At 59.7% G+C, this 23,731-nt stretch carries 20 protein-coding genes; 10 read left to right on the forward strand and 10 right to left on the reverse strand.

From position 1 onward, the window contains the following. Nucleotides 1–58 precede the first annotated feature (58 nt). From AC2VNO_RS08680 to AC2VNO_RS08705, 6 genes are all read right to left on the reverse strand, one after another. On the reverse strand, nucleotides 59–3,196 hold the full coding sequence (locus tag AC2VNO_RS08680; RefSeq protein WP_486933757.1) for a helicase-related protein: 3,138 nt from the start codon (nucleotides 3,194–3,196) through the stop codon (nucleotides 59–61). Beyond that, nucleotides 3,186–5,006 carry a hypothetical protein gene (locus AC2VNO_RS08685; protein ID WP_486933758.1) on the reverse strand — a complete coding sequence of 607 codons (1,821 nt, stop codon included), beginning with the start codon at nucleotides 5,004–5,006 and terminating at the stop codon, nucleotides 3,186–3,188. The genes AC2VNO_RS08680 and AC2VNO_RS08685 overlap by 11 nt, the downstream gene beginning before the upstream one ends. A 25-nt stretch (nucleotides 5,007–5,031) precedes the next feature. Next, nucleotides 5,032–6,210 carry a DUF6361 family protein gene (locus tag AC2VNO_RS08690; RefSeq protein WP_486933759.1) on the reverse strand — a complete coding sequence of 393 codons (1,179 nt, stop codon included), beginning with the start codon at nucleotides 6,208–6,210 and terminating at the stop codon, nucleotides 5,032–5,034. 357 nt (nucleotides 6,211–6,567) lie between these two features. Then, entirely contained in the window at nucleotides 6,568–7,224 is a 657-nt protein-coding gene (locus AC2VNO_RS08695; RefSeq protein WP_486933760.1) for an inovirus Gp2 family protein, read from the reverse strand. A gap of 319 nt (nucleotides 7,225–7,543) precedes the next feature. Continuing rightward, nucleotides 7,544–7,765, reverse strand: a complete 222-nt coding sequence (locus tag AC2VNO_RS08700) for a helix-turn-helix transcriptional regulator (RefSeq protein WP_486933761.1) — start codon at nucleotides 7,763–7,765, stop codon at nucleotides 7,544–7,546. A 45-nt stretch (nucleotides 7,766–7,810) separates the two neighbouring features. Further along, entirely contained in the window at nucleotides 7,811–9,145 is a 1,335-nt protein-coding gene (locus tag AC2VNO_RS08705; protein WP_486933762.1) for a hypothetical protein, read from the reverse strand. A gap of 186 nt (nucleotides 9,146–9,331) precedes the next feature. On the opposite strand from AC2VNO_RS08705, the gene AC2VNO_RS08710 reads away from it, so the two are divergent. Then, nucleotides 9,332–10,066 carry a hypothetical protein gene (locus AC2VNO_RS08710; RefSeq protein ID WP_486933763.1) on the forward strand — a complete coding sequence of 245 codons (735 nt, stop codon included), beginning with the start codon at nucleotides 9,332–9,334 and terminating at the stop codon, nucleotides 10,064–10,066. A 1,297-nt stretch (nucleotides 10,067–11,363) separates the two neighbouring features. On the opposite strand, the gene AC2VNO_RS08715 is transcribed toward AC2VNO_RS08710, so the two are convergent. Next, nucleotides 11,364–11,792 carry a GNAT family N-acetyltransferase gene (locus tag AC2VNO_RS08715; protein ID WP_486933764.1) on the reverse strand — a complete coding sequence of 143 codons (429 nt, stop codon included), beginning with the start codon at nucleotides 11,790–11,792 and terminating at the stop codon, nucleotides 11,364–11,366. Between the two features lie 333 nt (nucleotides 11,793–12,125). On the opposite strand from AC2VNO_RS08715, the gene gmk reads away from it, so the two are divergent. The 6 genes from gmk (at nucleotide 12,126) to AC2VNO_RS08745 (ending at nucleotide 16,853) form a co-directional block, all read left to right on the forward strand. Beyond that, nucleotides 12,126–12,740 (forward strand): guanylate kinase, encoded by a 615-nt coding sequence (gene gmk / locus AC2VNO_RS08720; protein ID WP_486933765.1) that lies wholly within the window; start codon nucleotides 12,126–12,128, stop codon nucleotides 12,738–12,740. Between the two features lie 118 nt (nucleotides 12,741–12,858). Continuing rightward, nucleotides 12,859–13,119 carry a DNA-directed RNA polymerase subunit omega gene (gene rpoZ, locus AC2VNO_RS08725; protein ID WP_228574168.1) on the forward strand — a complete coding sequence of 87 codons (261 nt, stop codon included), beginning with the start codon at nucleotides 12,859–12,861 and terminating at the stop codon, nucleotides 13,117–13,119. 22 nt (nucleotides 13,120–13,141) lie between these two features. Next, entirely contained in the window at nucleotides 13,142–15,277 is a 2,136-nt protein-coding gene (locus AC2VNO_RS08730) for a RelA/SpoT family protein (RefSeq protein ID WP_486933766.1), read from the forward strand. Between the two features lie 91 nt (nucleotides 15,278–15,368). Next, on the forward strand, nucleotides 15,369–15,758 hold the full coding sequence (locus AC2VNO_RS08735) for a RidA family protein (protein ID WP_228574172.1): 390 nt from the start codon (nucleotides 15,369–15,371) through the stop codon (nucleotides 15,756–15,758). A 7-nt stretch (nucleotides 15,759–15,765) separates the two neighbouring features. Then, nucleotides 15,766–16,278, forward strand: a complete 513-nt coding sequence (gene thpR / locus AC2VNO_RS08740) for an RNA 2',3'-cyclic phosphodiesterase (RefSeq protein WP_486933767.1) — start codon at nucleotides 15,766–15,768, stop codon at nucleotides 16,276–16,278. Between the two features lie 68 nt (nucleotides 16,279–16,346). Next, nucleotides 16,347–16,853 (forward strand): acyloxyacyl hydrolase, encoded by a 507-nt coding sequence (locus AC2VNO_RS08745; protein ID WP_486933768.1) that lies wholly within the window; start codon nucleotides 16,347–16,349, stop codon nucleotides 16,851–16,853. A 1-nt stretch (nucleotide 16,854) separates the two neighbouring features. Here the strand turns inward: AC2VNO_RS08745 and AC2VNO_RS08750 are convergent, their stop codons facing one another. Continuing rightward, the gene (locus AC2VNO_RS08750) at nucleotides 16,855–17,496 is read right to left on the reverse strand and encodes a response regulator (RefSeq protein WP_486933769.1); all 642 of its coding nucleotides are present in this window, start codon (nucleotides 17,494–17,496) and stop codon (nucleotides 16,855–16,857) included. Next, nucleotides 17,493–18,806: a sensor histidine kinase gene (locus tag AC2VNO_RS08755; RefSeq protein ID WP_486933770.1), complete on the reverse strand. Its 1,314-nt coding sequence runs from the start codon at nucleotides 18,804–18,806 to the stop codon at nucleotides 17,493–17,495. Before AC2VNO_RS08755 ends, AC2VNO_RS08750 begins: the two co-directional genes overlap by 4 nt. A 212-nt stretch (nucleotides 18,807–19,018) precedes the next feature. On the opposite strand from AC2VNO_RS08755, the gene AC2VNO_RS08760 reads away from it, so the two are divergent. After that, entirely contained in the window at nucleotides 19,019–19,702 is a 684-nt protein-coding gene (locus tag AC2VNO_RS08760) for a hypothetical protein (RefSeq protein ID WP_486933771.1), read from the forward strand. Nucleotides 19,703–19,769: 67 nt separating this feature from the next. Here the strand turns inward: AC2VNO_RS08760 and AC2VNO_RS08765 are convergent, their stop codons facing one another. Beyond that, on the reverse strand, nucleotides 19,770–20,642 hold the full coding sequence (locus AC2VNO_RS08765; RefSeq protein ID WP_486933772.1) for an NAD(P)H-binding protein: 873 nt from the start codon (nucleotides 20,640–20,642) through the stop codon (nucleotides 19,770–19,772). A gap of 77 nt (nucleotides 20,643–20,719) precedes the next feature. On the opposite strand from AC2VNO_RS08765, the gene AC2VNO_RS08770 reads away from it, so the two are divergent. Together AC2VNO_RS08770 and recG are read left to right on the forward strand one after the other, a co-directional pair. Next, on the forward strand, nucleotides 20,720–21,640 hold the full coding sequence (locus tag AC2VNO_RS08770) for a hydrogen peroxide-inducible genes activator (RefSeq protein WP_486933773.1): 921 nt from the start codon (nucleotides 20,720–20,722) through the stop codon (nucleotides 21,638–21,640). Next, nucleotides 21,637–23,727 (forward strand): ATP-dependent DNA helicase RecG, encoded by a 2,091-nt coding sequence (gene recG / locus AC2VNO_RS08775; protein WP_486933774.1) that lies wholly within the window; start codon nucleotides 21,637–21,639, stop codon nucleotides 23,725–23,727. Before AC2VNO_RS08770 ends, recG begins: the two co-directional genes overlap by 4 nt. The last annotated feature ends 4 nt before the right edge of the window (nucleotides 23,728–23,731 follow it).

The following is a 23,731-nucleotide window of genomic DNA, read 5'->3' on the forward strand; positions in this document are numbered from 1 at the left end:
GCCTGCTATTTAGCAGTAGCGAAACCTCTTATTCCCTCACTGCTCTATTCCCGAATTGTCATGTTTCCAATCTCGGCTGAAGCCGGAGCTGTAGATCTTCCAAGGCATCAAATGCGATGTCTGTGTCCATGAGTCGCTGGAGATATTCGAGAAGATCGTCCTGCCGGGGCTGCCCGAACGCTAGCCGGTAAATAGTCAGGCTGCGTTTGAGCCAGCCCAGCCGAGTCACCTCACGGCTGTAAGGCAGCATCGGTACGCGCCGCTCGACCTTCACCGGACCTTCGTAGATCCAGTAAGGTACAAGGTCAGTTTCTATATCTGATTCCTCTCGCGCTTGGTCGAACATAACCGCCCAAGGATCGAACGAAACGCGTCCGCTCCCCCGAATTGTCTGCCCCTGACGCTGGGCCAGATTCAGGCGTACGGCGTGCCCCTTAAAGCGGTGGACTCTTCCCTCGCGCTGCTCCAGGTCCACCGGATTGCCTGGTAAATTCCAGTGGTAGACACGATAGCAGTAGGGATGGAAGTCTAGGCCTTCCTGGCCGACTAAGGTCGTGGCCAGCACAAAGGGCCGAAACGGGGAGTTGAATGCGTCGCGCACGCCTCCGACCCGAGCAACTGCCCCTTCCTCGTCGCGATAGTCAGCTAGACGCATCGCAAAGCGTCCGCGCATTTGGAACTTGTCGAGTTTGAAGCCCTCTGCCGTCTTCTTTAGGTGGTCAACGTCAATTTGGGAAGGTCGGATGGAAAGCGCTCTGACTATCGCGTTCGCTACGCCTTTAGCCCGCTCGGCTGACGGATGTGCGCTCAGCCCTTCAGCATCCACGAGATAGTGTGTGTATTCATCCAGTACCGCCTGTAGGTTGTGCTCAGCGCAGTAGGTGAGAACACGGTGCCAATAGCGATCGTCGGTGCCCCGGCGCAGGAGCGCCACGGCGTCTCGCTGGTTCAGCAGCGTGCGAAAGCCCCAGCCGATCCGAGAGGCCGCCTCCAGCAGAGCCGGGTCGTCCCAGTCCAGATCAGGCGCAATCCGGTGCAGCGCGCGCAGTCCGCAGATGGAGGGGCTGCCGAGGGCCACGTCTACAAGCAGATCAACGAGCTCGTCCGACAGCGGTCCGAGGGTGGCTTGCGAGGATACCGCATCGAGTTCATCAACGTGCTCACGGAAAGCGTCCTCGGCAGCCAATGCTGATAAACCCGTTGCACTGGTCAGCCATGTCGTGGCGAGCGATCCTTTTAGTCGATCCAACAGGGCCGGCACCGCCCAGTTAATATCGCGCCCCTCGCGATCCGTCGGCAACGTTGACTGGTGCGGTGTCAGGGCGCTCCGCACTTGCTCCGCAAGTCTATCCCGCATGGCCTCCAGCGACAGCATCTCCTTGTGCCCTGCAAACAGCACAAGTGGGTCAGTGATCCTGGCCAACTCCGGCGCCGGATACAGGAGCATCAGAGTACGCAGGCCAGTGAGCCGGCCTTGCTCTTTGCGAAATCGCAATGGCATGCGCCGGTGACGATCAAAGTAGGGCTGGCCAGCTTCGCCCGCATTCATACGCCGCTCTGCCTCGTACGTGAGCAAAGCGGCGATGGCGTCGGGTACCATCTGCCACGCTGAGAAGACCAGTGCCTTGGTCGGTCTCTCGGCCCGCTTGATGCCGTAGTAGGGCAGTGCGGGTGGAATCCACAGATGCTCTTCGAGCCGTTGATCGAACATGTCGTGCATTAGCGCCCGCATGCGGGCATTAGCAGGCTCGAGCGGACGATATGTGTTGAGCGCTCGGCGGTTCAGCAGCGCAGGCTCCACCTGCTTTATAGCGGCAGTAAGCGCGGCGGATGGGGAGTCGAGCGCTTCTCGCAGTAAGCGCTTGAGACTGTAGTCGCGCATGAAGTTGAGCAGATAGGGCGCCGACTTCCAGTACTCGACAATCTCGGGGGCATCGAGCGCCCGCGCGACATCGGACACTACGGCGGCCTGTTGCAGATCGGCCGGCTCTAGTACGACTTCAAGCGCGGGCTCTGTCACCATAGAGTCGCGTTGCCGCGTGCTGCTGACCCGCTCGGTGCGTGCGATGACCTGGCGAAGTTTCTCCTCGACGCGGCTGCGCGTCTCGACGGCTGAGGCATAGGTGCCGGGTAGTGCGTGCAGAAACTGTCTGAAGGCCCGCATTTCATTGTCCAGCTCAGCAGCCAACTGATCCCCTTGGTGAGAACCGAATAGGAACCCAAGGGTGTCGATGAAGTCCTGGTAGTGGTCGCCATCTTCAGGGTCATCATCGGCGAGGGTGAGCATTCGGTAGGGTGTAGCTGAGAGAAGCAAGGTGCGAGCCGCGTTTCCCTCCCTGTCAGTGTAGTCAAACAGCTCTCGCGCCAGCAGAGCGGCATCGTTCTTTCCGTGCAACAGCTCCCGGAACCGTTGGAACTCGTCCAAGATGATGAGATCGGGCTTTAGCGAGTCGACGCAGGCATGGGAGAGCTTGGCACGCAGACGCGCCACTAAGCTGTTACGTGACTGGATCAATTCGGCTGGGTAGTGCTGGCGCCGGCGGGGGAAGCGCTCACTCAAACACTTTACGTCCTCCAATAGCGTTGGATCGGTCTGTACCTCGCGGTGGAAGCGGTCGAGAATTTGGGGATCGATGCCTTCAAGTGTCATGTTTCCCACTTCCCTGTTCCAGCCATCCACCCCCGCAGTGACTTGCAGCAGATTGTGCAGGCCGCGCCGATGTGGGACGAGCGGTTCCAGTAAATGGAACAGTAGTGCCCGCTCCTGAACCACGCCTGTTGCCGAGCGTAGGTCAAAGGTGGTGCCAGGGGTCAGGCTGATGAAGTTGACCTTGTTTGCTTCGAGCCCGCCTCCGTTGCGCACCTGAAGCGGCACCAGCGTCATACGCGTCGGCAACTCGAGTTCCTGGCGACCGAGGACATTCAACCGATTGATGTTCTGTGCCGCGATAGCCTGGTTAGAGCAAATGTAAAAGATGTCGATCCGCTGCCCCCTATCCCACAAATGCTCGATGGCGCGAGCGATGACCCCGCGCGCGACCATGGTCTTGCCCAGGCCCATTTCGTCGGCCACTAGGAACTGCCGTGTCGGATCAGACGCGCCGTAGAGCCGCTCGAAAACGTAGTTGACGGTACGCCGTTGGAAGTTTTTCAGCGGCGCCAGGGCGGGCGCTGCGCAAAAGGGCTCAGCTGGCATCAGTACTCTCCTTGGCCTTCAGCGCTACGCGGAAAGTCTCCCACAGGACGCGAAATTCGGGTGGAATTAGGTCCGGGCCGCCAGCCTCTGCAGACTCCAGCCGGGAGATAAGCCGCTCGATGGCCTGAAGCTGCTCCCCGCCGCGACACAGGGCGCGGACCATTTCCTCGAGCAGTGGCGTGTCATCGGCCGCTGCGCGCCAGCCCCCAGCACCTTTGGCGGTCTGGGAGGTGAGTGCTGCGGCGAAAGGATCGCCCAGCTCGGCAAGCAGCAGCCGCAAGTAGCGTAGAAAGGTCTCCTTGCTGTCGATGACCCAGCGGATGATAGCGCCGTGTCGCTCGGCCGGCAGGCCCTCGAGGTCATAGCCGGTGCTGAAAAGGATCGACGAGTCGGTCGCCGCATCCACAAGCCGGAAGGCCATGAACCGGCTCAGATCGATCAGTGGCATTGCCCCCAAGTCTACCGGTTGCCCGGCACACAGGGCTTCTAGGGCCTCGCGGCTGTGTCCTTCGCCGCGGGTAATGGGCCAAACGGCTACAGCGGACATGTCTGCCAGGGGCAGCGGCTCGGTGGGGACGAGCCGCACCGACCACAGGGGCTCAGCAGTGTCGCCGGTCTCGGCGAGCTGACAGCGCAGGGTGAGTTCGCTGCGGCAGAGGCCGCGCCGCGCTTCCTCAAGCCGCGCTTCGGCGGCCCGCCGTTCCGGGTCGGGAACGGGGAGTTCGCCCGGCGAAAATTCTCGGGTCAACCGACCGAATCCGTTTGAGCCCAAGATTTGCTCTACGCCGCCTACACGTGACCGTCTGCCGGTCAGCGTGGCGAATAGCTCCACATTACGTCCCGACAGCAGGGCGGGACGTGTCGCGTTGCCAGAACCTATGGTGATCGCTGTGTCCCAGCCAGATTCGGCGATGAAGGCCTTGGCATGTAGCCCATGCAGTGCCTCGGCTGCTGCTGCTTCTCCGTCTTCCATGGTGGCCATCTCATCGAGCACGGCTACCTGGGCAAACTGCGTCAAGGTGTCTGGTGACAACGCGGCAAGTTCGTCACTGCGGCTGATCAACTTTGGTGGTTCCTTGTGGGGAAGGCTTGCCAGCAGATCCAAGGCTGCGTCGTCGCAAAACGGGGAGATAATACCTAGGCGCGCGCAAGGTCCAGGTTGCCAAGGCTTTCCACCCAGGCCGTTGACGGCAAATGAGACGCTTTCAAAGGGCTCGGGAAGTGTCCACTCCGCACGGCGAATATCCTCACTCAGTTGCTCGGTCAGGGCGCGTGTGTCCTCGCCGACAGCAGCACAAGCCGAGTCAGGTAGACTGCGAATGAACTGCGCGAGGGGACGGTTTCCACGGTGCGGGCGTCGTGAGATAGTACCATCAAGGGTTAAGGCGATATCCCACGAGCGGTCACAGGTGAGGTTGCGCGACAGGACCAGCAAGCGTAGAAGGGATGGCTCGCTGGTTTGGATCGGTGTGAACCGTAGTGCCCACATTTTCGGATGGAAGGCTCCGCCCCGCGGGGCGGCGACTTCGATGATGGTACGTTCCAGTAAACTGCACAAACGTGAGTGCGGAGCGCTGCTCGCCTTGATCCTTCCAGCGTCGGTAAAAATGGCAAGTCGTCCGGCAATGCGCTCGGCACCTTCGAGCAAGGCCAGAGGATGCCGAAGGATGTCTTCACGGTTCTCAGCCGCGTAAAGCGCCAGACTGACCGGCGCAGCGAGTGCAGTTTCAAAGTCGAGCGAGAAGGTAGTCGCTACAGCAGCATCGAAAGTGAAGCCAGGCGGCGGCTGTAGACTCTCTCCGTACAGCATACGCTGCTCAGGGTCGAGGCTCTGTCTACCCGGCATCGGTAAGATCCCTTAGATGTGATTTTGCCTGAGACCATCGGAAAGACAGCCGTTCCGCGCCCGAGGCTCCTGTCCAACGGTCGCGCACCGCACGATTTATAAAACGTGATTGGCTCGTTTTTAGTTGGCGTTCACGTTCTTGCACCAGTGACCGGGCGGAGGCGGAAGCGTTGATTCTCGCAACTCCCGAAGCCACTTGTTCTAGCCATTGCGCTACGAACCGCCGTGTTGCCGGGCGAATGTTGTGAGTTGGGTGCTCTACCGCCTGCCAAAAGTCATCAAGCGACCAGTCTCGAATGGCCTTGAGATCGATGCCATCCGCCCAGTCTTCGATTCTGTGTCGATAGGAGCTTACCCAGTCGTCGCGTTCCCGCAGCTCGCTGAGCTGTAGATTGTACAAAAGCGAGGCACCATGCATGACGGCGGAAAACTGGTTTGCTTGCTGGAGCAAATGTTGAGCCTTGGCGGGAAACTCAGTGCGCTGAGGATGCTCCCAGATGTAGTCACACTCGGCGTCAACCCGGTGTTGAGCCAAGTGGGTCAGCAGCGAATTGGGTTGCTGCGACACCAGCCGGTCAACGATGAACCCAGCTTCGCCTTGGGTTAGGCGGAAGGTCGTGCTGTCTAGCAGCTTGGTGGGTGGCGGAGGCAGCGCCTTTGCCCAGAGTCGTTGGCAGCCTAATACCTCTGCGCTCGTTTCTGGCTCGTCTGGCTTATGAGCGGCTCGATGGCGATGGAGGGCCGTGAAGAAGCCGTCAATCGAACCGGGAAACAGGCGGATGCCCCAAGCGCCCAGTCCGGCCCAATAAACAGAGCTGGGCAGCCGCTGTAGCTTCGCCCCGGCTTCGCGTCCGATGATCCCGCGTGTTTCGCCGCCGGTTTTCAATGCCTCCACCAGGCGAACCTCAAGCGTCCTTGCCTTTGCCTTCAGCTGGCTTGGTGTGCGTCCGCGCTGCTCGAGGGATTGGTATAGCCAGGGCACGAATAGCATATAGCGCAGTCGGGTCTGGATCGTGCTGGTGCCAGGAAACAGGTGATCCGCGATAGAGTCGCGGATGCTGCCGAGACCCAATTCGTCACGGCTTTCCCGCTCTTGGAATAGCGCCATGATTCGCTGCGCCCGCTGGCGCTCCGCCTCATCGAAATCAATCCAAGCTAACGATGACATCGGCGGTCACTCCCAACGCTGCATGGCGGTCGAAGTCGCTTCTGTCTTGGATCACACAGCCCGGATCGCTCAGCAGCTGGCCGATCCGGGTCCTGGCCTGTTCTTCCGGTTGTTGCATAACATCCCCCCTGCATTCCCTGATCATCGCGTGGTTGTTTCCCACGTCTACTCTGGCGGCCCCTTCCCTGGCGGCCCCTTCCCTGGCGGCCTTGATCAGCCGGCAGCCCTTGCTCAACGCCTCACGGTCGATACATGACGAAAAGGTGCTACCCCAAGAGTACCGACTAATGCACAGGTTTTCCTGTAGGTGCCAGAATCGTTGATCCCCGATTGATGCTGGCCGCTACGAACGGCGGCTCAGCTTCGACTGGTGCCGAACGCCCGCAGCCCGTTCCCGTATTGCTTCGTATCAGCCTTGCACAGGTACGACGCACGGAAGAAGGCACGCTCAAAGCTCTCCGGATCATCCCGGTTGATCCAGTACACCGGATTCTCCGGGACATGAATCCAGGGCTCCTGAGCGTTCCACTCCACTCCCAGCGCGCTGTACCAGGCACGAGAAACGCGGTTGAAGAGGTTCTCGTTGGGAGAGCATGCCCTGCCTGGCAGGTGGTAAGCATCACGGTTGAGAATCAGGAAGAAGTGATAGTGCGGCTTGCCATTGGTGCCAATCTCACGGCACCAGACATAGCGCAACTTGGTGCCTGACGCTCTGCCGCTCGGACGCTTTCGTTCCCGATCATGGTTGATAATGGATCTCAGTGAAGCCATGAAGCGTGAGGTCAGACCCTGGTGATCCTCCAGCGTCATCCTGTCACTAATCTCTGTAGGAATGACCGGGTCAACCCGGAAGGCCATCACTCGAGGGTAGTCGCTAATGGCCTTCTGCAGTGTAACGTGTAGCGCGTCGAGATATTCAGTCACCATCGGTAATGAATTCATTTGAACCTCCAGGTCGTTGTATGGGTTGTAGTAATGCAAGTGCAGGTTGGTGTTGTTAAAGTGTCTCGGCATGTAGTAGCTCCTCTCCTCACATGGGATAGAGCCCATGGCAACAAGCCATGGACTCTTGCTTCAGGCATGGCTAGTCCTCCAGCTCATATCTGGATTCATTCGCCTGCCATGGGTTACTATGTGTCTTCGTATATTTAAATGGGTACGGGGCTTGATGCCCCTACCCTACTTGACCATATATCTGACTCTTCTAACCCCCTAATCCAACCCCCTAATAATAATTAAACAAGGGTGGAAAAGCATAACTTAGAAGACAGAAACTCAAGTGGGCTGTACTGGGACAGGAAGATTAAGGTGGAAATTTCACTCTGCAATTAGATTATCTACAATCTGGCTGTGACACCTTAGCCACAACACTATCCCTCCGCTCAATGGTGTCATTTATCCAGGCATCGATCTCGCTCTCGACCCAGGCAGAAGCATGGGTGCCAAGCTTTATTTGTTTAGGGAAAATGCCTTCACTGATATACTTGTAAATCGTAGACTTGGCAAGACCAGTACGATCCATGACGTCGTTGATTCGAATCAATTTCATGCTCATGACGAACTCCTGTTATTCGTTCATGAGATGAAGCAGGCAAGTATTTTACTTCTGACACTTCAAAATAATGCATTTAATTTCTTTGTCCGGATCAAAGTTAGACGCAACTGGAATTATGAGCTGATGGCCACCAACCTCTCCTTGCTTTCCGTAAGTGTAAACCCTGATGGCGGAAAAGTTTGGAGATTTAGGATACACAGCCTCATGGTGTACTAAAGAAACGACTACAGGTTTTTCTCCAGAACATTTCAATCTTATATTTTTTACAATTTCAAGCGCCGACTTCATAGCCAAATTGAAAATCAGCCTTTGAAAGCTTTTAGCCTCATAACTCTCTTTCTCATTAGGCAGGAGACTTCCCCTATCTCTATCTCTAGAAATTTCATCAAGTAGCCAATGATTTGACCCGAGTGACTTATTAAATAGGCCATCAGGATCGTGTGAAATCAGCATATGTATGTAGTGGCGCAATGCATGGTTTAAAAGCACTGCCTGCTCAATGCCCAATGAGCTATTGACCCAATTTAGATTATCTTCACAAATGCCTGCCTCGAGTACCTGATACTTAATGTCTTCTAATTTTTCCGCACTCAAGAGCTCCCGGAAATTAAAAATAGCCTTGGCCAGATAGGGCAGATACCCCGCATGACAGATAGGGTTAAAAGATTTCGGTGAGCGATAAATAATGCTGACCCCGACAGGCTTACAGTGATCCAAGAAACAGGGGTTTTGAAAATTCAATCGATACGAACTAATGATTTCTTGGTAATATATCTCGTGACTTGACTCAGTCCATAGAGGATAAATCAAGCCTAGATCAAGACAACGTCGAATCCAGTAACCTAGATGTTTTTTGGGGATACCAGAAAACTTGGATAGGTCTTGATCCGTGATGCTGTATATCCGCCCTGAGCTATCAGCATGGTACAGCAGAACCGCTACTAACAACCGCACCTTGGCGCTAATACTCAGTACCTTTATTCCACTGGGCGGGGGATGGTGCCGTCTCGGCTTTTCGATTCCTGGCAATATGAATGGCTCATTTCCAAGATCGAGCAGTCGATCTATAAGAGTGGAGTGAAGGGGTAATTGACTGCCCCCACAGGTTAGGCGCTGGACCAATGTCCTTTCTAGATGATAAGCCTTTATCGGCGGACCGCGTCCCTTGGAGCGGGACTCACTACAAAGAATGCCTATTGAAACAAGCTCACGAAGAGGCTCGTTCAACCACTGTTGCCGAACCTGCAGTTCACGGCCCAGGTCCGCGATCCGCATCTCGACGCATCCATCGACCCCGAAGGCCTTCAAAAACATCAGCAGGCAAAGCCTTGCCTTGCTGCTCGCACCCTCTAGACTCTCGCCAAGCACGCCGTAGATCATCATAGCCTCCAGCCAGATATGGCTCCATTAAGCATTTATTTTACCTAATTGTCTATCATGATTGTCCAGTGACACTAGTGACGTTGCTAGTGACGTTGCTAGTGACGTTGCTAAGCAACGATGCTAGAATTCGGAGGTAAGGGTGTTAATACGAATGCTAATAATTTACTTTTGAGGCCATGCATCATGGACTACTTGGTTGACTGGATTGATTATTTTGACGAAAGTCAAACATCGTGGGTTTATAACTATCTAAACAAGAGGCAGATCAGGTATTACAATGTAAGCGACGGAATTAAAATTAATTCGTTTGGAGATCAACTGGTACAAAAAAAATTTATCAGCGACATCAAAAATGCTTGGCGGTCAGAGAAATACCGTAGAAAAGTAAAAAACAAGAAGGGCACTAAGCAAGTTTCTTTCTTTATCAGCAAAAAGGCACATAAAGCTCTTGAAAGATTTGCAAAGAAAAACAAGCTCTCGAAAAATAATGCTTTGACCCTCTTGCTGGAGGGGAAAAATAAGTTACATGTAACACAACCAAGTTTTGACCTAGATTATCCCGAACCAGCATTCCCACCTAGCTCTGGCAGAAAAGCAAGAGAAACTCCTTATTTACACGACATACTGAGCCAGGACTATTCTCCCAATAATTCTCACCACAGCCTAGAACGCGAGCTCTTTGCCGCAGTAATAATGATAATTTCTTATCATGCCTTCAAAAAATTAAATGAAGGGTGCCCCAAGCCTAGCAAGGAAGATATAACAAGACTTCTTGCAGAAGATGCTGATTTTAAAACTTCCTACGTGGAAGAGCTAAATAGCGTCCCTTGGTTTTCTGATATCATGCTACCCCTTTTCCAATCCCTGAAAATTCCAGAAACTGCAAGCCAAATGCTGGAAGCATCAAATCCATTATAAAAGCCTGCTATATTAAAAAGGTCGTTTATGGACTAGGATCTAGCCCGAGCTGAAGCATACCGAACTAGAACCACCACAGAGGCATGATTAAACGCTAACCAGTGGCGCCAACTGTTCTGCCCAGTTTAAGCAGTAAACAATATCAAGATATGGACATAATAACATTTACCAATAGCCTCTTTCAGGCAACCGATTCCGAGCTCACGAGATGGGAAAGAAGATGAATAACTACTCAAGAAAATTTCTCGACTATGGCCTCCAGCACAAGCTTGTATGTGAGGGCACTCAGCTCTCTTAAAAACCAACGGCTGCTCTATTTCCTGATCCAGGATAGATCCTGAATCAGGAAAACATTTAGAAGCTGCTACCAAGCGGCCTTCATCACGCTTACTGCTCAAGGATGCTGTCTTAGTGAGAGGGCTGCGTGCGTCCAACTGTGACCTTCCAACAAGTTGGGTAACAAAGACTGGCTGAGGAAGCTACTATTGACCTTCGCTGATGGTGGCCACAGTGCGAGAAACTAGGCCTCCTCTTGCACAACCGAGACGATGGTCTTCAGAGTACCATTCTGTGCTAACTGGTGATGTGGGACTCACCCCCTTACCCGACCGACTCCGACATCCATGAAGGCCTGAAGAAGGTGATTACGACGGAAGTGTTCTTGGTCGGGGCGTGCTGCTCCGGCAAAACGGGGCTGGGCAGTCAGATGCCAAACCCTGGTTTGGAAAGCTTGCCGCCAGTTCTCAGGCACCGAAGCGAAGTCCCATTATTGATTCACACGGAAACGACGTAACAGCCAGCGAAAGCCTCAGGGGGCCTCAACTTACTACACCATTTGGCGAGACAACATCCGGCCGCGTATTTCAGGCCTGAGCGTCTTGCTCAAGGCGGTGTCGCAGGCATTCTGTGGCCACTGCTGTAGCGCTTGCGTAGAATGCCACCAATCGTCTCCATATCTAGCTCGTTGCCTGACGTGGGTAGCCCCACGCAGTGTCAGCCAAATGGGGAGTACTCTGGGGAGTAAAGTCACGCTTGGCTGCTAGATTTTTAGGCAAGCTATTGATTGGGTTAATAAAATATCTCACGGACTATTTTCAGATCCAGAACATCGAGTGATGTCCACGGGCTTCCTCTATGAAGTCTAACCGAATCCAGCTCAAGCCAGCGCCAAGCGGGGAGTACAATGGGGAGCAAACCCAAGTACTCCCCACCAGAAGCGTGCTCCTCGCTGTTCAAGGACTAGGCCATCGCTACCAAGGCGCGCCCCACGAGGCCTATCAACAGCCTGTCTTCGAGGTCAATCTCGGCGCCGTGGCAACATCAAACCCATGATCAAAGCTCCATCCTTAGTGTCAATCACCTCGAATCCCTGCCGACGATAAAAGTTGATCGCACGATGGTTATCCTCAAGTACTTCCAGCTTGAGATAGCGAAAGCTCCTAACTTCCATGATACGGATGATTCCGTCGAGTAGTTCGCTCGCAATACCCGAACCACGCGCTTCCGGCGCTACCCACATTAGCGACAGGAACCCGCACAGCGTTTCGACATCATTGCAGTAGAAGGCGGCGATACCGAGCACCTCGCTCTCGCGATAATGCACCAGCAACTCAGCCTTCTGCAGCAGCTTGTCTGCATAGTCTTCCAAGTCGATGCCATGGAAGAAGTCGCCATACGGACGGTGATGTTCCTCCCGCAATATGGCAGCCAATTCATGAGCCCTCATGGTGAGACGCCCTCCCATGGCTAACGCATCGTCGATGGACCATCGGGCCGGCATGACTCAGCCAGCAGTTCGCCACTTTCAAACAATAGCAATACCTATCATCTACCGCCAGCCTTGATTACCGATCTCTCCCAAGGCTACGTCCGCCCATGGGGGCTAGGCGCTTCGTTTGAACGCTGACTCCTCGAGGGGGACTCACCAGGACTTCCTGGCTCGAGCAAGGGTGAGGACGGAAAGCGCCTGCAGCGCACCGCGAATTCATGCGATACTGCGCGCTTTACCCGGCCCATGCCGCTTCACCCAGATGTTTGATGTCCAACAGGGATGCCGATTATGTCCCAAGGTACGCTTTTCATCGTTTCCGCGCCCTCCGGCGCCGGCAAGACCACGCTGGTGCGCGAACTGATCGAGAGTCTCGATGGCATTCGGGTCTCGGTGTCGCATACCACCCGAGGCCAGCGTCGCGGCGAGGTGAACGGCGTCAACTACCACTTCGTCGAGGTCGCCGAGTTCGAGGCGATGATCGAGCGCGGCGAGTTCTTCGAGTACGCCCGGGTGTTCGACAACTTCTACGGCACCTCTCGACCGGCGGTGGAAGCCCTGCTCGAGGCCGGCCAGGACGTGATTCTAGAAATCGACTGGCAAGGAGCGCGCCAGGTACGCGAGCAGATGCCCGATGCGGTGTCGATCTTCATTCTGCCGCCGTCGCGCGACGAACTGGAGCGGCGCCTGGCCAGCCGTGGCACCGACGAACATGCCACCATCGCCCGACGCATGCGCGATGCGGTCAGTGAAATGTCGCATTACGAAGAGTACGACTATCTGGTGATCAACGACGACTTCACCACGGCCCTGCGCGAGCTGCAGTCACTGGTGATCAGCCGACGTCTGAGCCTGGCTCGGGTACGCGAGAGTCACGGCCCGTTGCTGGCGGCGCTGTTGTCATAACCCCAGCTGAGGGCGCTTGTCAGGGTAGCCGAACGTCGAGTAATCTAGTCTGTCATGTTCCATTTTCGGATTTCCGGCGACAGCCGGGAGGCCTTCACAGTTTCGGGATGTACCCAATATGGCGCGTGTCACCGTCGAAGATTGTCTGGAAAACGTCGAAAACCGCTTCAAGCTGGTGATGATCTCCACCCAGCGCGCGCGTCAGCTGTCGCGCGGTTCACGCGACGCCCAGCTGCCGTGGGAAAACGACAAGCCTACCGTGATGGCGCTGCGCGAGATCGCTGCAGGGCTGGTCGATCACACCGTGCTGGACGAGCCGATCGAGGCACCTGTCAGGATTCGCCGCGAAGGCGATCCGGGCATGTCCTTCGAGGAGTAAGGCTGTCAATCAAGGCGCGCTAATGTTCACCATCGACGACCTGGCCGACAGACTTGGCGGCTATCTTCCCCCCGACGAGATTCAACAGGTCAAGCGCGCCTTCTACTACGCCGAGCAGGCCCACGACGGTCAGCGACGGCGCTCCGGCGAACCCTACGTCACCCATCCGCTCGCCGTGGCCAATATCCTCGCCAACATGCACATGGACCATCAAAGCCTGATGTCCGCCATGCTGCACGACGTGATCGAGGATACCGGCGTCTCCAAGGAGGCGCTTGCCGAACAGTTCGGCAAGCCGGTGGCGGAGCTGGTCGACGGCGTCTCGAAGCTGACCCAGATCACCTTCGAAGACAAGGCGGTCGCCCAGGCCGAGAACTTCCAGAAAATGGTACTGGCGATGTCGCGCGATATCCGCGTGATCATCGTCAAGCTCGCCGACCGCCTGCACAACATGCGTACCCTGGGTGCGCTGCGCCCGGAAAAGAAGCGCCGCATCGCCCGCGAGACCCTCGAGATCTACGCCCGTATCGCCAGCCGCCTGGGCATCAACACCATTCGCGTCGAACTCGAGGACCTGTCGTTCCAGGCGCTTCACCCGATGCGCGCCGAACGCATCAAGCGCGCCGTTTCCAGCGCACGGGGCCACCGACGTTCGGCAATTCGTCAGGTCCAGACCACGCTGCAAAAGAGCCTCGACGACGACGGCCTTGCCGGCACCGTGGTGGGTCGACAGAAGCATCTTCTGTCGATCTACAAGAAGATGCGCGACCAGCGTAAGCCGTTCGCGGAAATCATGGACGTGTTCGGCTTTCGCATCATCACCGAGGACGTCGACAGCTGCTATCGCATTCTCGGCGTGGTGCACAACCTCTACAAACCGGTGCCCGGGCGTTTCAAGGACTACATCGCCATTCCCAAGGCCAACGGTTACCAGAGCCTGCATACCACCCTTTTTGGCAGCGGCGGCATGCCCATCGAGGTGCAGATCCGCACCCGCGAGATGGAGGCCATGGCCAACAACGGCATCGCCGCCCACTGGCTCTATAAGGCCGGCCAGACCGACCACCCCATCGCCGAGGGCAGCCATGCCAGAGCCAGGGAGTGGGTGAAGGGGCTGCTCGAGATGCAGCGCCATGCCGGTGACTCGCTGGAGTTCATCGAACACGTCAAGAACGACCTGTTCCCCGACGATATCTACGTGTTCACGCCCCGCGGCGACATCATGGAGCTGCCTCAGGGTGCCACGGTGATCGACTTCGCCTATACCGTGCATACCGACATCGGCAACAGCTGTATCGCTTGTCGCATCGACCGTCATCTGGCGCCACTCTCCACCCGGCTGGAGAGCGGCCAGACGCTGGAGATCATTACCGCGCCGGGGGCTCGGCCCAATCTGGCCTGGCTCAACTTCGTGGTCACGGCAAAGGCGCGCTCGGCCATTCGCCACGCACTCAAGCACCAGCAGCAAACCGAAGCGGTGCAGCTCGGGCGCCGCCTGCTCAACAAGGCCCTGGCCGATTTCGAGACCAGTCTCGAGGAGCTACCGGAGAACGTGCTGCCGGACCTGCTGGCGGAGCTGTCACTGAAGGGTGACGAAAGTCTGCTCGAATCGATCGGGCTCGGTACGCGGGTGGCCCACGTGGTGGCGCGTCGCCTGGTCGATTTACTGCACGGCGACATGACCGACGCCAGCGAGCGAACGCTAACGGCACAGGGACCCATCATGATCAGCGGTGCCGAGGGCATGGTGATCAAGTTCGCCCGCTGCTGCCATCCGTTACCGGGCGACCCTGTAGTGGGCCATCTTTCCGTAGGCAAAGGCATCGTGGTGCACCGGGACGAATGCCGCAACCTGGACGAGCTGAAGGGCGACCCCGACAAGCTGTTCGCCCTGGAATGGTCCGACGAGATCGAGGAGGACTTCCCTGTCGCCCTGCGCATCGAGATTGAAAGCCGCCGCGGTTTGGTAGCAGAGCTCGCCAGCCTGGTCACCGATGCCGATGCCAACATCGAGCGCATCGGCATCGAGGAGCGCGATGCGCGCCTCTCCATCGTTCACCTGACCCTGGCGGTTCGCGACCGCGTTCACCTGGCGCGTATCATCAAGCGCATACGCAACCTGTCGCACGTCGGCAAAATCACCCGCGTCGGAAACTGACTCCGTTTCGGCTCGTTCGCCACCCAGGGTGGCGAACGAGCCTTTCCTTTGTCATTGCCATCAAGCACACGCACATCGCAAGGAGAACGTCATGAGCAACAAGGCCGTCATCAACACCGACAAGGCGCCTGCCGCCATCGGTCCCTACTCTCAGGCCATCAAGGCCGGCAACACCGTCTATCTCTCCGGCCAGATTCCGCTCGACCCGGCCACCATGGAGCTGGTCTCCGACGATTTCGAGGCCCAGGCGCGTCAGGTCTTCACCAACCTCAAGGCAGTATGCGAAGAGGCAGCCGGCTCGCTGGGCGAAATCGTCAAGATCAATCTCTACCTGGTGGACCTGGGCAACTTTGCTATCGTCAACAAGGTGATGGAGGAGTTCTTCGAAAAGCCCTACCCGGCCCGCGCCGCAGTGGGCGTGAAGGCGCTGCCCAAGGGGGCGCAGTTCGAGGCGGAAGCGGTAATGGTAATAGGAGATTGAGGAGAGCGTGCGACTCTTCCTGGCGCTGAATCCGCCGCCCGAGCTGCGTGAGCGGCTCGGCGCGCTGGCGGATATCGCCCATGCCCGCTGCGGCGGAAGGCGTATGCCCGACCCTAGCCTGCACCTGACGCTGGCCTTTCTCGGCGAGGTGCAGGAGACCAAGGCCACCGAGCTCGTCGAGTGGGTCCAGGGCCTGACCATCGAACCCGGCGAGTGGCGCCTCGACGGCTGGGGCTGCTTCCGGCGCCCCGGCATCGTCTGGGTAGGCGGCCGGCAAAGCGACCACGGCCTGGCACGACTGCAGGGCCGGCTGTGGGACGCACTCGAAGCACGCGGGTTCGGTATTCGTCCCGGCGCCTTCACGCCTCACGTCACCCTGCTGCGCCGCGCCGCCTCGCTCGATCTGAACGGGCTTCCCGCCGTCGATCTGGCATGGTCTTATGAACGGATGGAGCTGCTTCACTCGGTCGCCGATCAGCGGGGCGCGCACTATCACTCTCTGGCCGCAACTCAGCATTGATGCTGCAAGGATGAAGAGGCGCCAGATCAGCCAACACCAGATTGGCACACAAGAAAAAGGGGACCTCTGTGGAGCGCAGGAAGCATCTCGCCGCCGGGCTGCTGGCCGGCTTGGCATCGATCGGTAGCCCCGCCGGGCTGGCAGACCTCTACCTCGACGCCGGCATGACCAGCGAATCGGCCGCCGCCGCCCGTATCGAGCTCGATACGCGTCCCGAACTCGAATTCCTGCCGTCAGCGCTCAGCCTGCGTCTGGCCACCGGTCTGCTGTTGCTGCAGGGCCGCGAGGGCAACCACAACGCGGCCTGGCTGGCCACCCCGGCGCTGCGCTGGACCTTCGGTGAAGAGCGCGGTGTGTTCGTCGAAGGCGGCATCGGCGTGGCGCTGTTCCTCGAATCGCGCCACGAGTCGCGCGAGCTCGGCAGCGCCTTCCAGTTCCAGGATCGCCTGGCGCTGGGCGGACCACTGGGGCCCGGCGAGGTCGCGCTGAGCCTGACCCATTACTCCAACGGCGGTATCCGTTCGCCCAATCAGGGCTTCGAGGTGCTGGCCCTGGGCTATCGCCTGCCGCTCTAGCTCAGATCCAGCCCAGCTCGATACCGCGCAGCACCGCCCGCACCCGGTCCCGCACGCCCATCTTGGAGAGGATGCTGGAGACCTGATTCTTCACCGTCCCCTCCGCCGTGCCCAACGCCTGCGCCACCTCACGGTTGTTGAGTCCGCTGGCCAGCAGACGCAGGATCTCCGTTTCCCGTGAGGTCAGGCGACACGGCGGATCCAGGCATTCGAAATCTGCACTGACGCTGCGCAACCCACGAAGCACCCGCTCGGTGATCGAGGGCCTGATGGCAGAGCCACCGGCGGCTACGTGGCGGATGTCGGCAGCGAGCCGCTCCAGTGAAATGTCCTTGAGCAGAAAACCGCGGGCTCCAGCACGCATGCCGGCCAGCAGCGCCTCGTCATCGTCGAAAGTGGTGAGCAGAATGGTCGGCGGCAAGTACTCCGCCTCGTTCAGACGAGCCAGCACCTCGATGCCGCTCATGCCGGGCATGCGCACGTCCAGCAGCATCACGTCGGGCACTTTGGCGACGACGAGTTCCAGCGCCTCCTCGCCACTCGCCGCCTCGCCGACCATTTCGATGTCGGGCGTCAGCCCGAGCAGCCCGGCGATGCCGCTGCGCACCAGATGCTGATCGTCGACCAGCAGCACTCGAATCATGATCTCCCCCCTTCCACAGGCAGCCATAGCCCCACCTGGCAGCCAGCGCCGGGCCGCGATTCCAGCGACAGGCTGCCACCCATTTCCTCGGCTCTTTCGCGCATGCCCGTCAGCCCGTTGCCCGGCACGATCCTGGCCGTACCGCGACCGTCATCGACGATGCCGACGTGTATGCCGCCGGCCTTGCGCGCCACGCTGATCGCGACCCTGCCTGCGCCGGCATGGCGCAAGGCATTGGAGAGCGCCTCCTGAACCGTGCGGAAAATCACGTGCGCCAGTGCCGGATCGCAGACCCGGCAGCGCGGGTCGTAGCGCAGCTCGATATGCGGCTCGGGTATGCCCGAGCAGAGCGTCTTCAGGCTGCCGAACAGATCGATCGGTACGACGAGGCGCTCGCGCTCGACTGTATTCCTGACCTCCTGGTAGAGCGCCTTGGCGATCTCACGCGCAGTATGCAGCGATGCGGCCATGTCTTCCGGCTGACGCGAAGCCAGGTCCAGGTGCAGGTTCAGCGCCGCCAGATGATGGCCGAGACCATCGTGAAGGTCCCGCGAGATACGCAGGCGCTCGCTGGCGCGCGCGCTGTCCGCCAGCAGCTGGCGCGTGGCCGTCAGCTCGGCATGAGCCTTGGCCAGCCGGAAGCGCTGGCGTCGCTCGGCCATGGCGATACAGCCCAGACAGAAGGCGAACAGCTGCCAGACGAAGAACATCAGGATGGCCACTCCCAGCAGGCTCGCCATGCTGATGGCCGGCAGCTCGATCCCGGCTGCCTCGGTCGCCGCCAGGGCCGCGTCCAGCGGGTCAGCCGCCAGCAGAATCGCACCCCACAGCAGCGTCTTGAGCAATGCCTGGGCCAGCAGCCAGACGAACGCCAAGCGCAGGGGATAGAGAAAGGGGAGCTGGGCGGCCACGATCAGCAGCAGCTCTTCCTCGATCACCAGGCCTATCGCTATCTGCGCCGCCAGCAGCCAGCGAGTGCGGGGCTGGCGGTGGGCATTCGGCGCCGTCGCCAGGCAGAACGCCACGGCGAAGACGACGAAGCCGGCCACCACCAGCGCTTCGCTGAACAGCAGCCCCGCGATGGAGTCACCCAGCCACTGACGCACCAGGGTCTCGCCGTTCAACACGAGCGTCAGCTCGTCTTCCTCCGCCAGCGCCGCGTGCACCCGGTGCATGACGTAGATCGTGGCACAGGCAATCAGGCCGACGCCGCGAAACAGCAGGGTGGAGGGGCCGAAGGACCCCGTCAGGGCATGCCAGCCGCCTCGCGCCATGCCGCCCATATCCGATACCCATGATCCGGCCGCCATTCCCCGTCCTCGAACCATGCCTGTGGAGAGGATCACGCTCACCGGCGCGACCCGATACCGCGGCAGCATATCAGGCGTTTCGGTCGACGGCGTATGCGCTTGGTCATATGGAGCTACCGCGACCGGCGGGACATGTCCGCGGGCCGGGCCAGGCGTAACGTGACGGCTCGTTGGGCCGGCCAGGTGGCCGGCCCACTATCGAGGAGACACCCATGAACAAACTCATGATCGCCGCAACCTGCGCGGCCGCTCTCTGGTCTACCGCGGCCTTCGCCGATGACCGCGCTGCCGGATCGGGCGCCTTCGTCTACAGCAAGCTCGGCACCTTCGGCCTGGGGGCGGGCATCGGTTATGCCATCGACCGACAGTTGGCCCTGCGCCTGGGAATAAACGGTGAATCCGAGTTCAAGGACGATCGCACTCTGGAAGGGGTGGAGTATGAACTCAAGCGCAAGCAACGCAACGCGGTCGAGGCGCTGGTCGACTGGTATCCCCTGGCGGGCAGCGGCTTTCGTGTGAGCGGTGGATTGCTGTTTGCCAATCCCGAGACTCGCCTGGAAGGCAAGCGGGACAATCAAGGCGGTTACGTGATTAACGGTACGCGCTACGCCGCGTCGGAGGTAGGCGATCTAAGGGGCAAGGTCGAGCACAATCGCGTCGCCCCCTACGTCGGCCTGGGATGGGAGTCGTCGCCGGCCTGGCAGCCTGGCTGGCGCTTCATCAGCGACCTGGGCGTGGCCTACTATGGCAGCCGTAGTCCTTCACTCGAAGCTTCGCGGGGCGGCAGCAATAGCGACCTGCGAGCGGATCTGCGTGCCGAACGAGAACGCCTTTCACTGAAAAAACAGGATGAGTTCGGACTGGGTATGTCGATCGGTGTCGCCTATACCTTTTGACGCCTCGAACGTTCCGCCTGAGGCCAACGCGGGTTTTAGCCCGCGTTGGCAAGCAGCAACGCGGGTCTCAGACCGGCTCGGGCAGAAAGCCGCCCTCCTTCATGACCTGGGCATAGCCTTCCCGATAGCTGGGGAAGCGGAAGGTATACCCCGTTGCAAGCAGACGCGAATTGTCACAGCGCTTGCTGGCGCGTTTGCGCAGCGGCGCCTGGATCACCTCGGTGGGTTCCACCTTGAGCTGTCCGGCCAGCCACGCCATGACATCGTGAAGCGGCTCGGGAGCGCAGTCACTGGCCAGATAGAGGTCATCGAGTGATTGACCTGCCACATCGAGTCCGATCAAGTGCGCCAGCACGCCCGCACAGTCGTCGCGGTGAATGCGGTTGGAGTACATGGGCGGCGTCTTCGGTGAAATGCGGCCCTCCAGTACCTGACGGATGAGGCGATCCCGGCCCGGCCCGTAGATGCCGGAGAAGCGCACCGCGGTGCCCACCAGCGGACTCTTGCTCAGCGCCTGTTCGGCCTCGCGCATCAGCGCGCCGGCAAAGCCTGGTGACTCGGCCGGGGTCGTTTCGTCGACCTGCTCGCCTTCCTTCTGGCCATAGACACTGGTGGACGAAACGAAGAACAGGCGCTTCGGTGTGACGTCGCGCTCCTCGTAGGTGCGCAGTACGGCCTTCAACCCATCGGGATAAGCAGCCCGATAGGCGGCTTCATCGAAGCGGTCGGCGCTGAGGATGTAGACCACGTAATCGACGTCGGGCAGCGCCGCCAGCGCTTCCTCGTCGTACAGGTCCAGCGGCAGCGGCTCGATGCCACTGGCCTCCAGCGCCGCGACACTGCGACGGGCCCCGATCACGCGATGCCCGGCCGAGAGCAGCTCTCCGCCAAGGGCCATTCCAATGTCACCGCAGCCCAGAATCAGTGTAGTTTTCTTCACCTTTCTCTCGCCCCCTGATAAAAAGTCCCTATTGAAAGTCATCTATCGTCCGAGAGGATGCCCAAAGGGCACCAGTCATGACTCTAACAGAACTTCGCTACATCGTAACCTTGGCGCAGGAGCGTCACTTCGGCAGAGCGGCCGAGCGCTGCTTCGTCTCCCAGCCCACGCTGTCGGTAGCGGTCAAGAAACTCGAGGAGGAACTTGGCGTTGCGCTGTTCGAACGCTCCAAGTCCACCGTTCAGGTCACCCCGCTGGGCGAGAAGATCGTCGAGCAGGCCCAGCGCGTGCTGGAGCAGAGCAGCGTGATCAAGGAGCTGGCCAATGCCGGCAAGGACCAGTTGGCAAGCCCGCTGCGCATCGGAGCCATTTACACCATCGGCCCCTACCTGTTCCCGCACCTGGTGCCCGCCTTGACCCGCAGCGCCCCGCAGATGCCGCTCTACATCGAGGAAGGGTTCACCGCCAACCTGCGGCGCAAGCTTCGCAGCGGTGAGCTCGACGCGATTCTCATCGCCCTGCCGTTCACCGAGACGGATGTGGTGACCAAGCCGCTCTACGAGGAGGAGTTCGAGGTACTGCTACCCGCCGATCATGCCTGGAACCAGCGCGAATTCATCGAGAAGGAGGACCTGCTCAAGGAGCGTCTGCTGCTGCTGGGTGAAGGCCACTGTTTCCGCGACCAGATCCTCGAGGCCTGCCCCGCCATCAGCCATCAACTCAACAGCCCAAGCAACACCCTGACAGCGGAAGGCGGCTCGCTGGAGACGATCCGCCACATGGTCGCCTCGAAGCTGGGCATCACCGTATTGCCGCGCTCGGCCATCGGCACCGTGCACTATGAGAGCGGCCTGCTTACCAGCTTGCCGTTCAAGAGCCCGGCGCCTTCACGCACCGTTGCCATCGCCTGGCGTGCCAGCTTTCCGCGCCCCAAGGCGATCGATGCGGTCACCGAGGCCATCCAGCAGTGTCATGAGGCGCTTCCCGAACCCACATGAGCGACATCAATGCGCTGGATGCGCCGGTCACCTCCCTGAAAGGCGTTGGGGAAGCAGTAGCGGTGAAGCTGGCGCGTCTGCGCATCGAGAGCGTGGCCGACCTGCTGTTTCACTTGCCGCTACGCTATCAGGACCGCACCCGAATTACCCCGATCGGCACCCTGAGGGCCGGACACGAGGCCGTGGTAGAAGGCGATGTCTCGGCCAGCGATGTGGTGAAGGGGCGTCGCCGCAGCCTCCTGGTTCGCCTGCGGGACGGCTCCGGCATCATCAGCCTGCGCTTCTTTCACTTCTCCCCGGTACAGCAGCAGCAGTTCCGCCCCGGCGCGCGGGTACGCTGCTTCGGCGAGGCTCGCGCCGGCGCCACCGGGCTGGAGATCTACCACCCCGAGTATCGTCTGCTCAGCGCTGACGTTCCGCCGGTCGAGGATCACCTGACACCGATCTATCCCACCACCGAAGGGCTGAACCAAGCGCGCCTTCGGGCGCTGATCGAACAGGCCCTGGCCCGGCTCGACGAGAACCCGGCGGCCCTGCCCGACTGGATCGGTGACGATCTGCGCATACGCTTCGACCTGCCCGAGCTGCACCACTGTCTTCATGTACTTCATCAGCCACCGCCCGACGCCGACCCCGAACGGCTCGCCAGCGGCAAGCATCCGGCGACCCGCCGCCTGGCCCAGGAGGAGCTGCTGGCCCACCGCCTCAGTCTGCAGCAGGTACGCCAGCAGATTCAGCAAGACGGAGCCCCGGCATTGCCCAGCGGGCGCGGCCTTCAGGCGCGCTTCCTCACCCAACTGCCGTTCTCGCTGACCGGCGCTCAGCGTCGCGTGCTCGACGAGATAAGTGCGGATCTGGCTCGTGAAGTCCCCATGCTGCGGCTGGTACAGGGTGACGTGGGGTCGGGCAAGACGGTGGTGGCCGCCATGGCGGCCCTCTCGGCCATCGCCGGCGACTGCCAGGCCGCGATGATGGCCCCCACCGAGATCCTTGCCGAACAGCACTACCGCACGCTCAAGGCGTGGTTCGCACCGCTCGGCATCGAGGTGGCCTGGCTGGCCGGCAAGCTCAAGGGCAAGACGCGGCTCGATGCCAAGGCCGCCATTCTGGACGGCCGTGCACGCATGGTGGTAGGCACCCATGCGCTGTTCCAGGGCGACGTACATTTCCAGTGCCTTGGGCTTGCCATCATCGACGAACAGCACCGCTTCGGCGTACACCAACGCCTGGCACTGCGCGAGAAGGGCGAGGCCGGAGGGCTGACGCCCCACCAGCTGGTGATGACCGCCACCCCGATCCCTCGCACCCTGGCCATGAGCGCCTATGCCGACCTCGATGTGTCGATCATCGACGAGCTGCCGCCCGGTCGCACCCCGGTGAAGACAGTGGCGATGCCCGATGAACGGCGTCCCGACGTGGTCGCCCGTATCCGCCACGCCTGCGCCGAGGGGCGTCAGGCCTACTGGGTCTGTACGCTGATCGAAGAGTCGGATGCGCTGCAGTGTCAGGCCGCCGAGGCGACTCGCGACGAGCTTACCGAGGCACTGCCGGAGCTCGCCATCGGGCTGGTTCATGGCCGCATGAAGCCCGCCGAGAAAGCGGCGGTGATGGACGCCTTCAAGAGCGGAGACCTCGACCTACTGGTAGCCACTACCGTGATCGAGGTGGGGGTCGACGTGCCCAATGCCAGCCTGATGATCATCGAGAATCCCGAGCGCCTGGGACTCTCTCAGCTGCATCAGCTGCGTGGTCGGGTCGGGCGCGGCTCCAGCGAGAGCTTCTGTGTGCTGCTCTACCATGGGCCGTTGTCGGCCCACTCCCGCGAACGACTGGCGGTGATGAGAGAAACCACCGACGGTTTTCGCATTGCCGAAAAGGATCTGGAGCTGCGCGGCCCCGGCGAGGTACTGGGTACCCGCCAGACGGGCCTGGCACAGATGAAGATTGCCGACCTGGAACGCGATGCCGATCTGCTGGAGCGCATCGCCCCGCTGGCCGAGGCGCTGCTCGCGCGCCATCCCGAGGCGAGCCAACCGCTGATTCGGCGCTGGCTCGGTGAGGAAGCCGGCCGCTACGGTCAGGTATAAGCGC

The organism is Halomonas sp. TH-94, assembly GCF_057473365.1.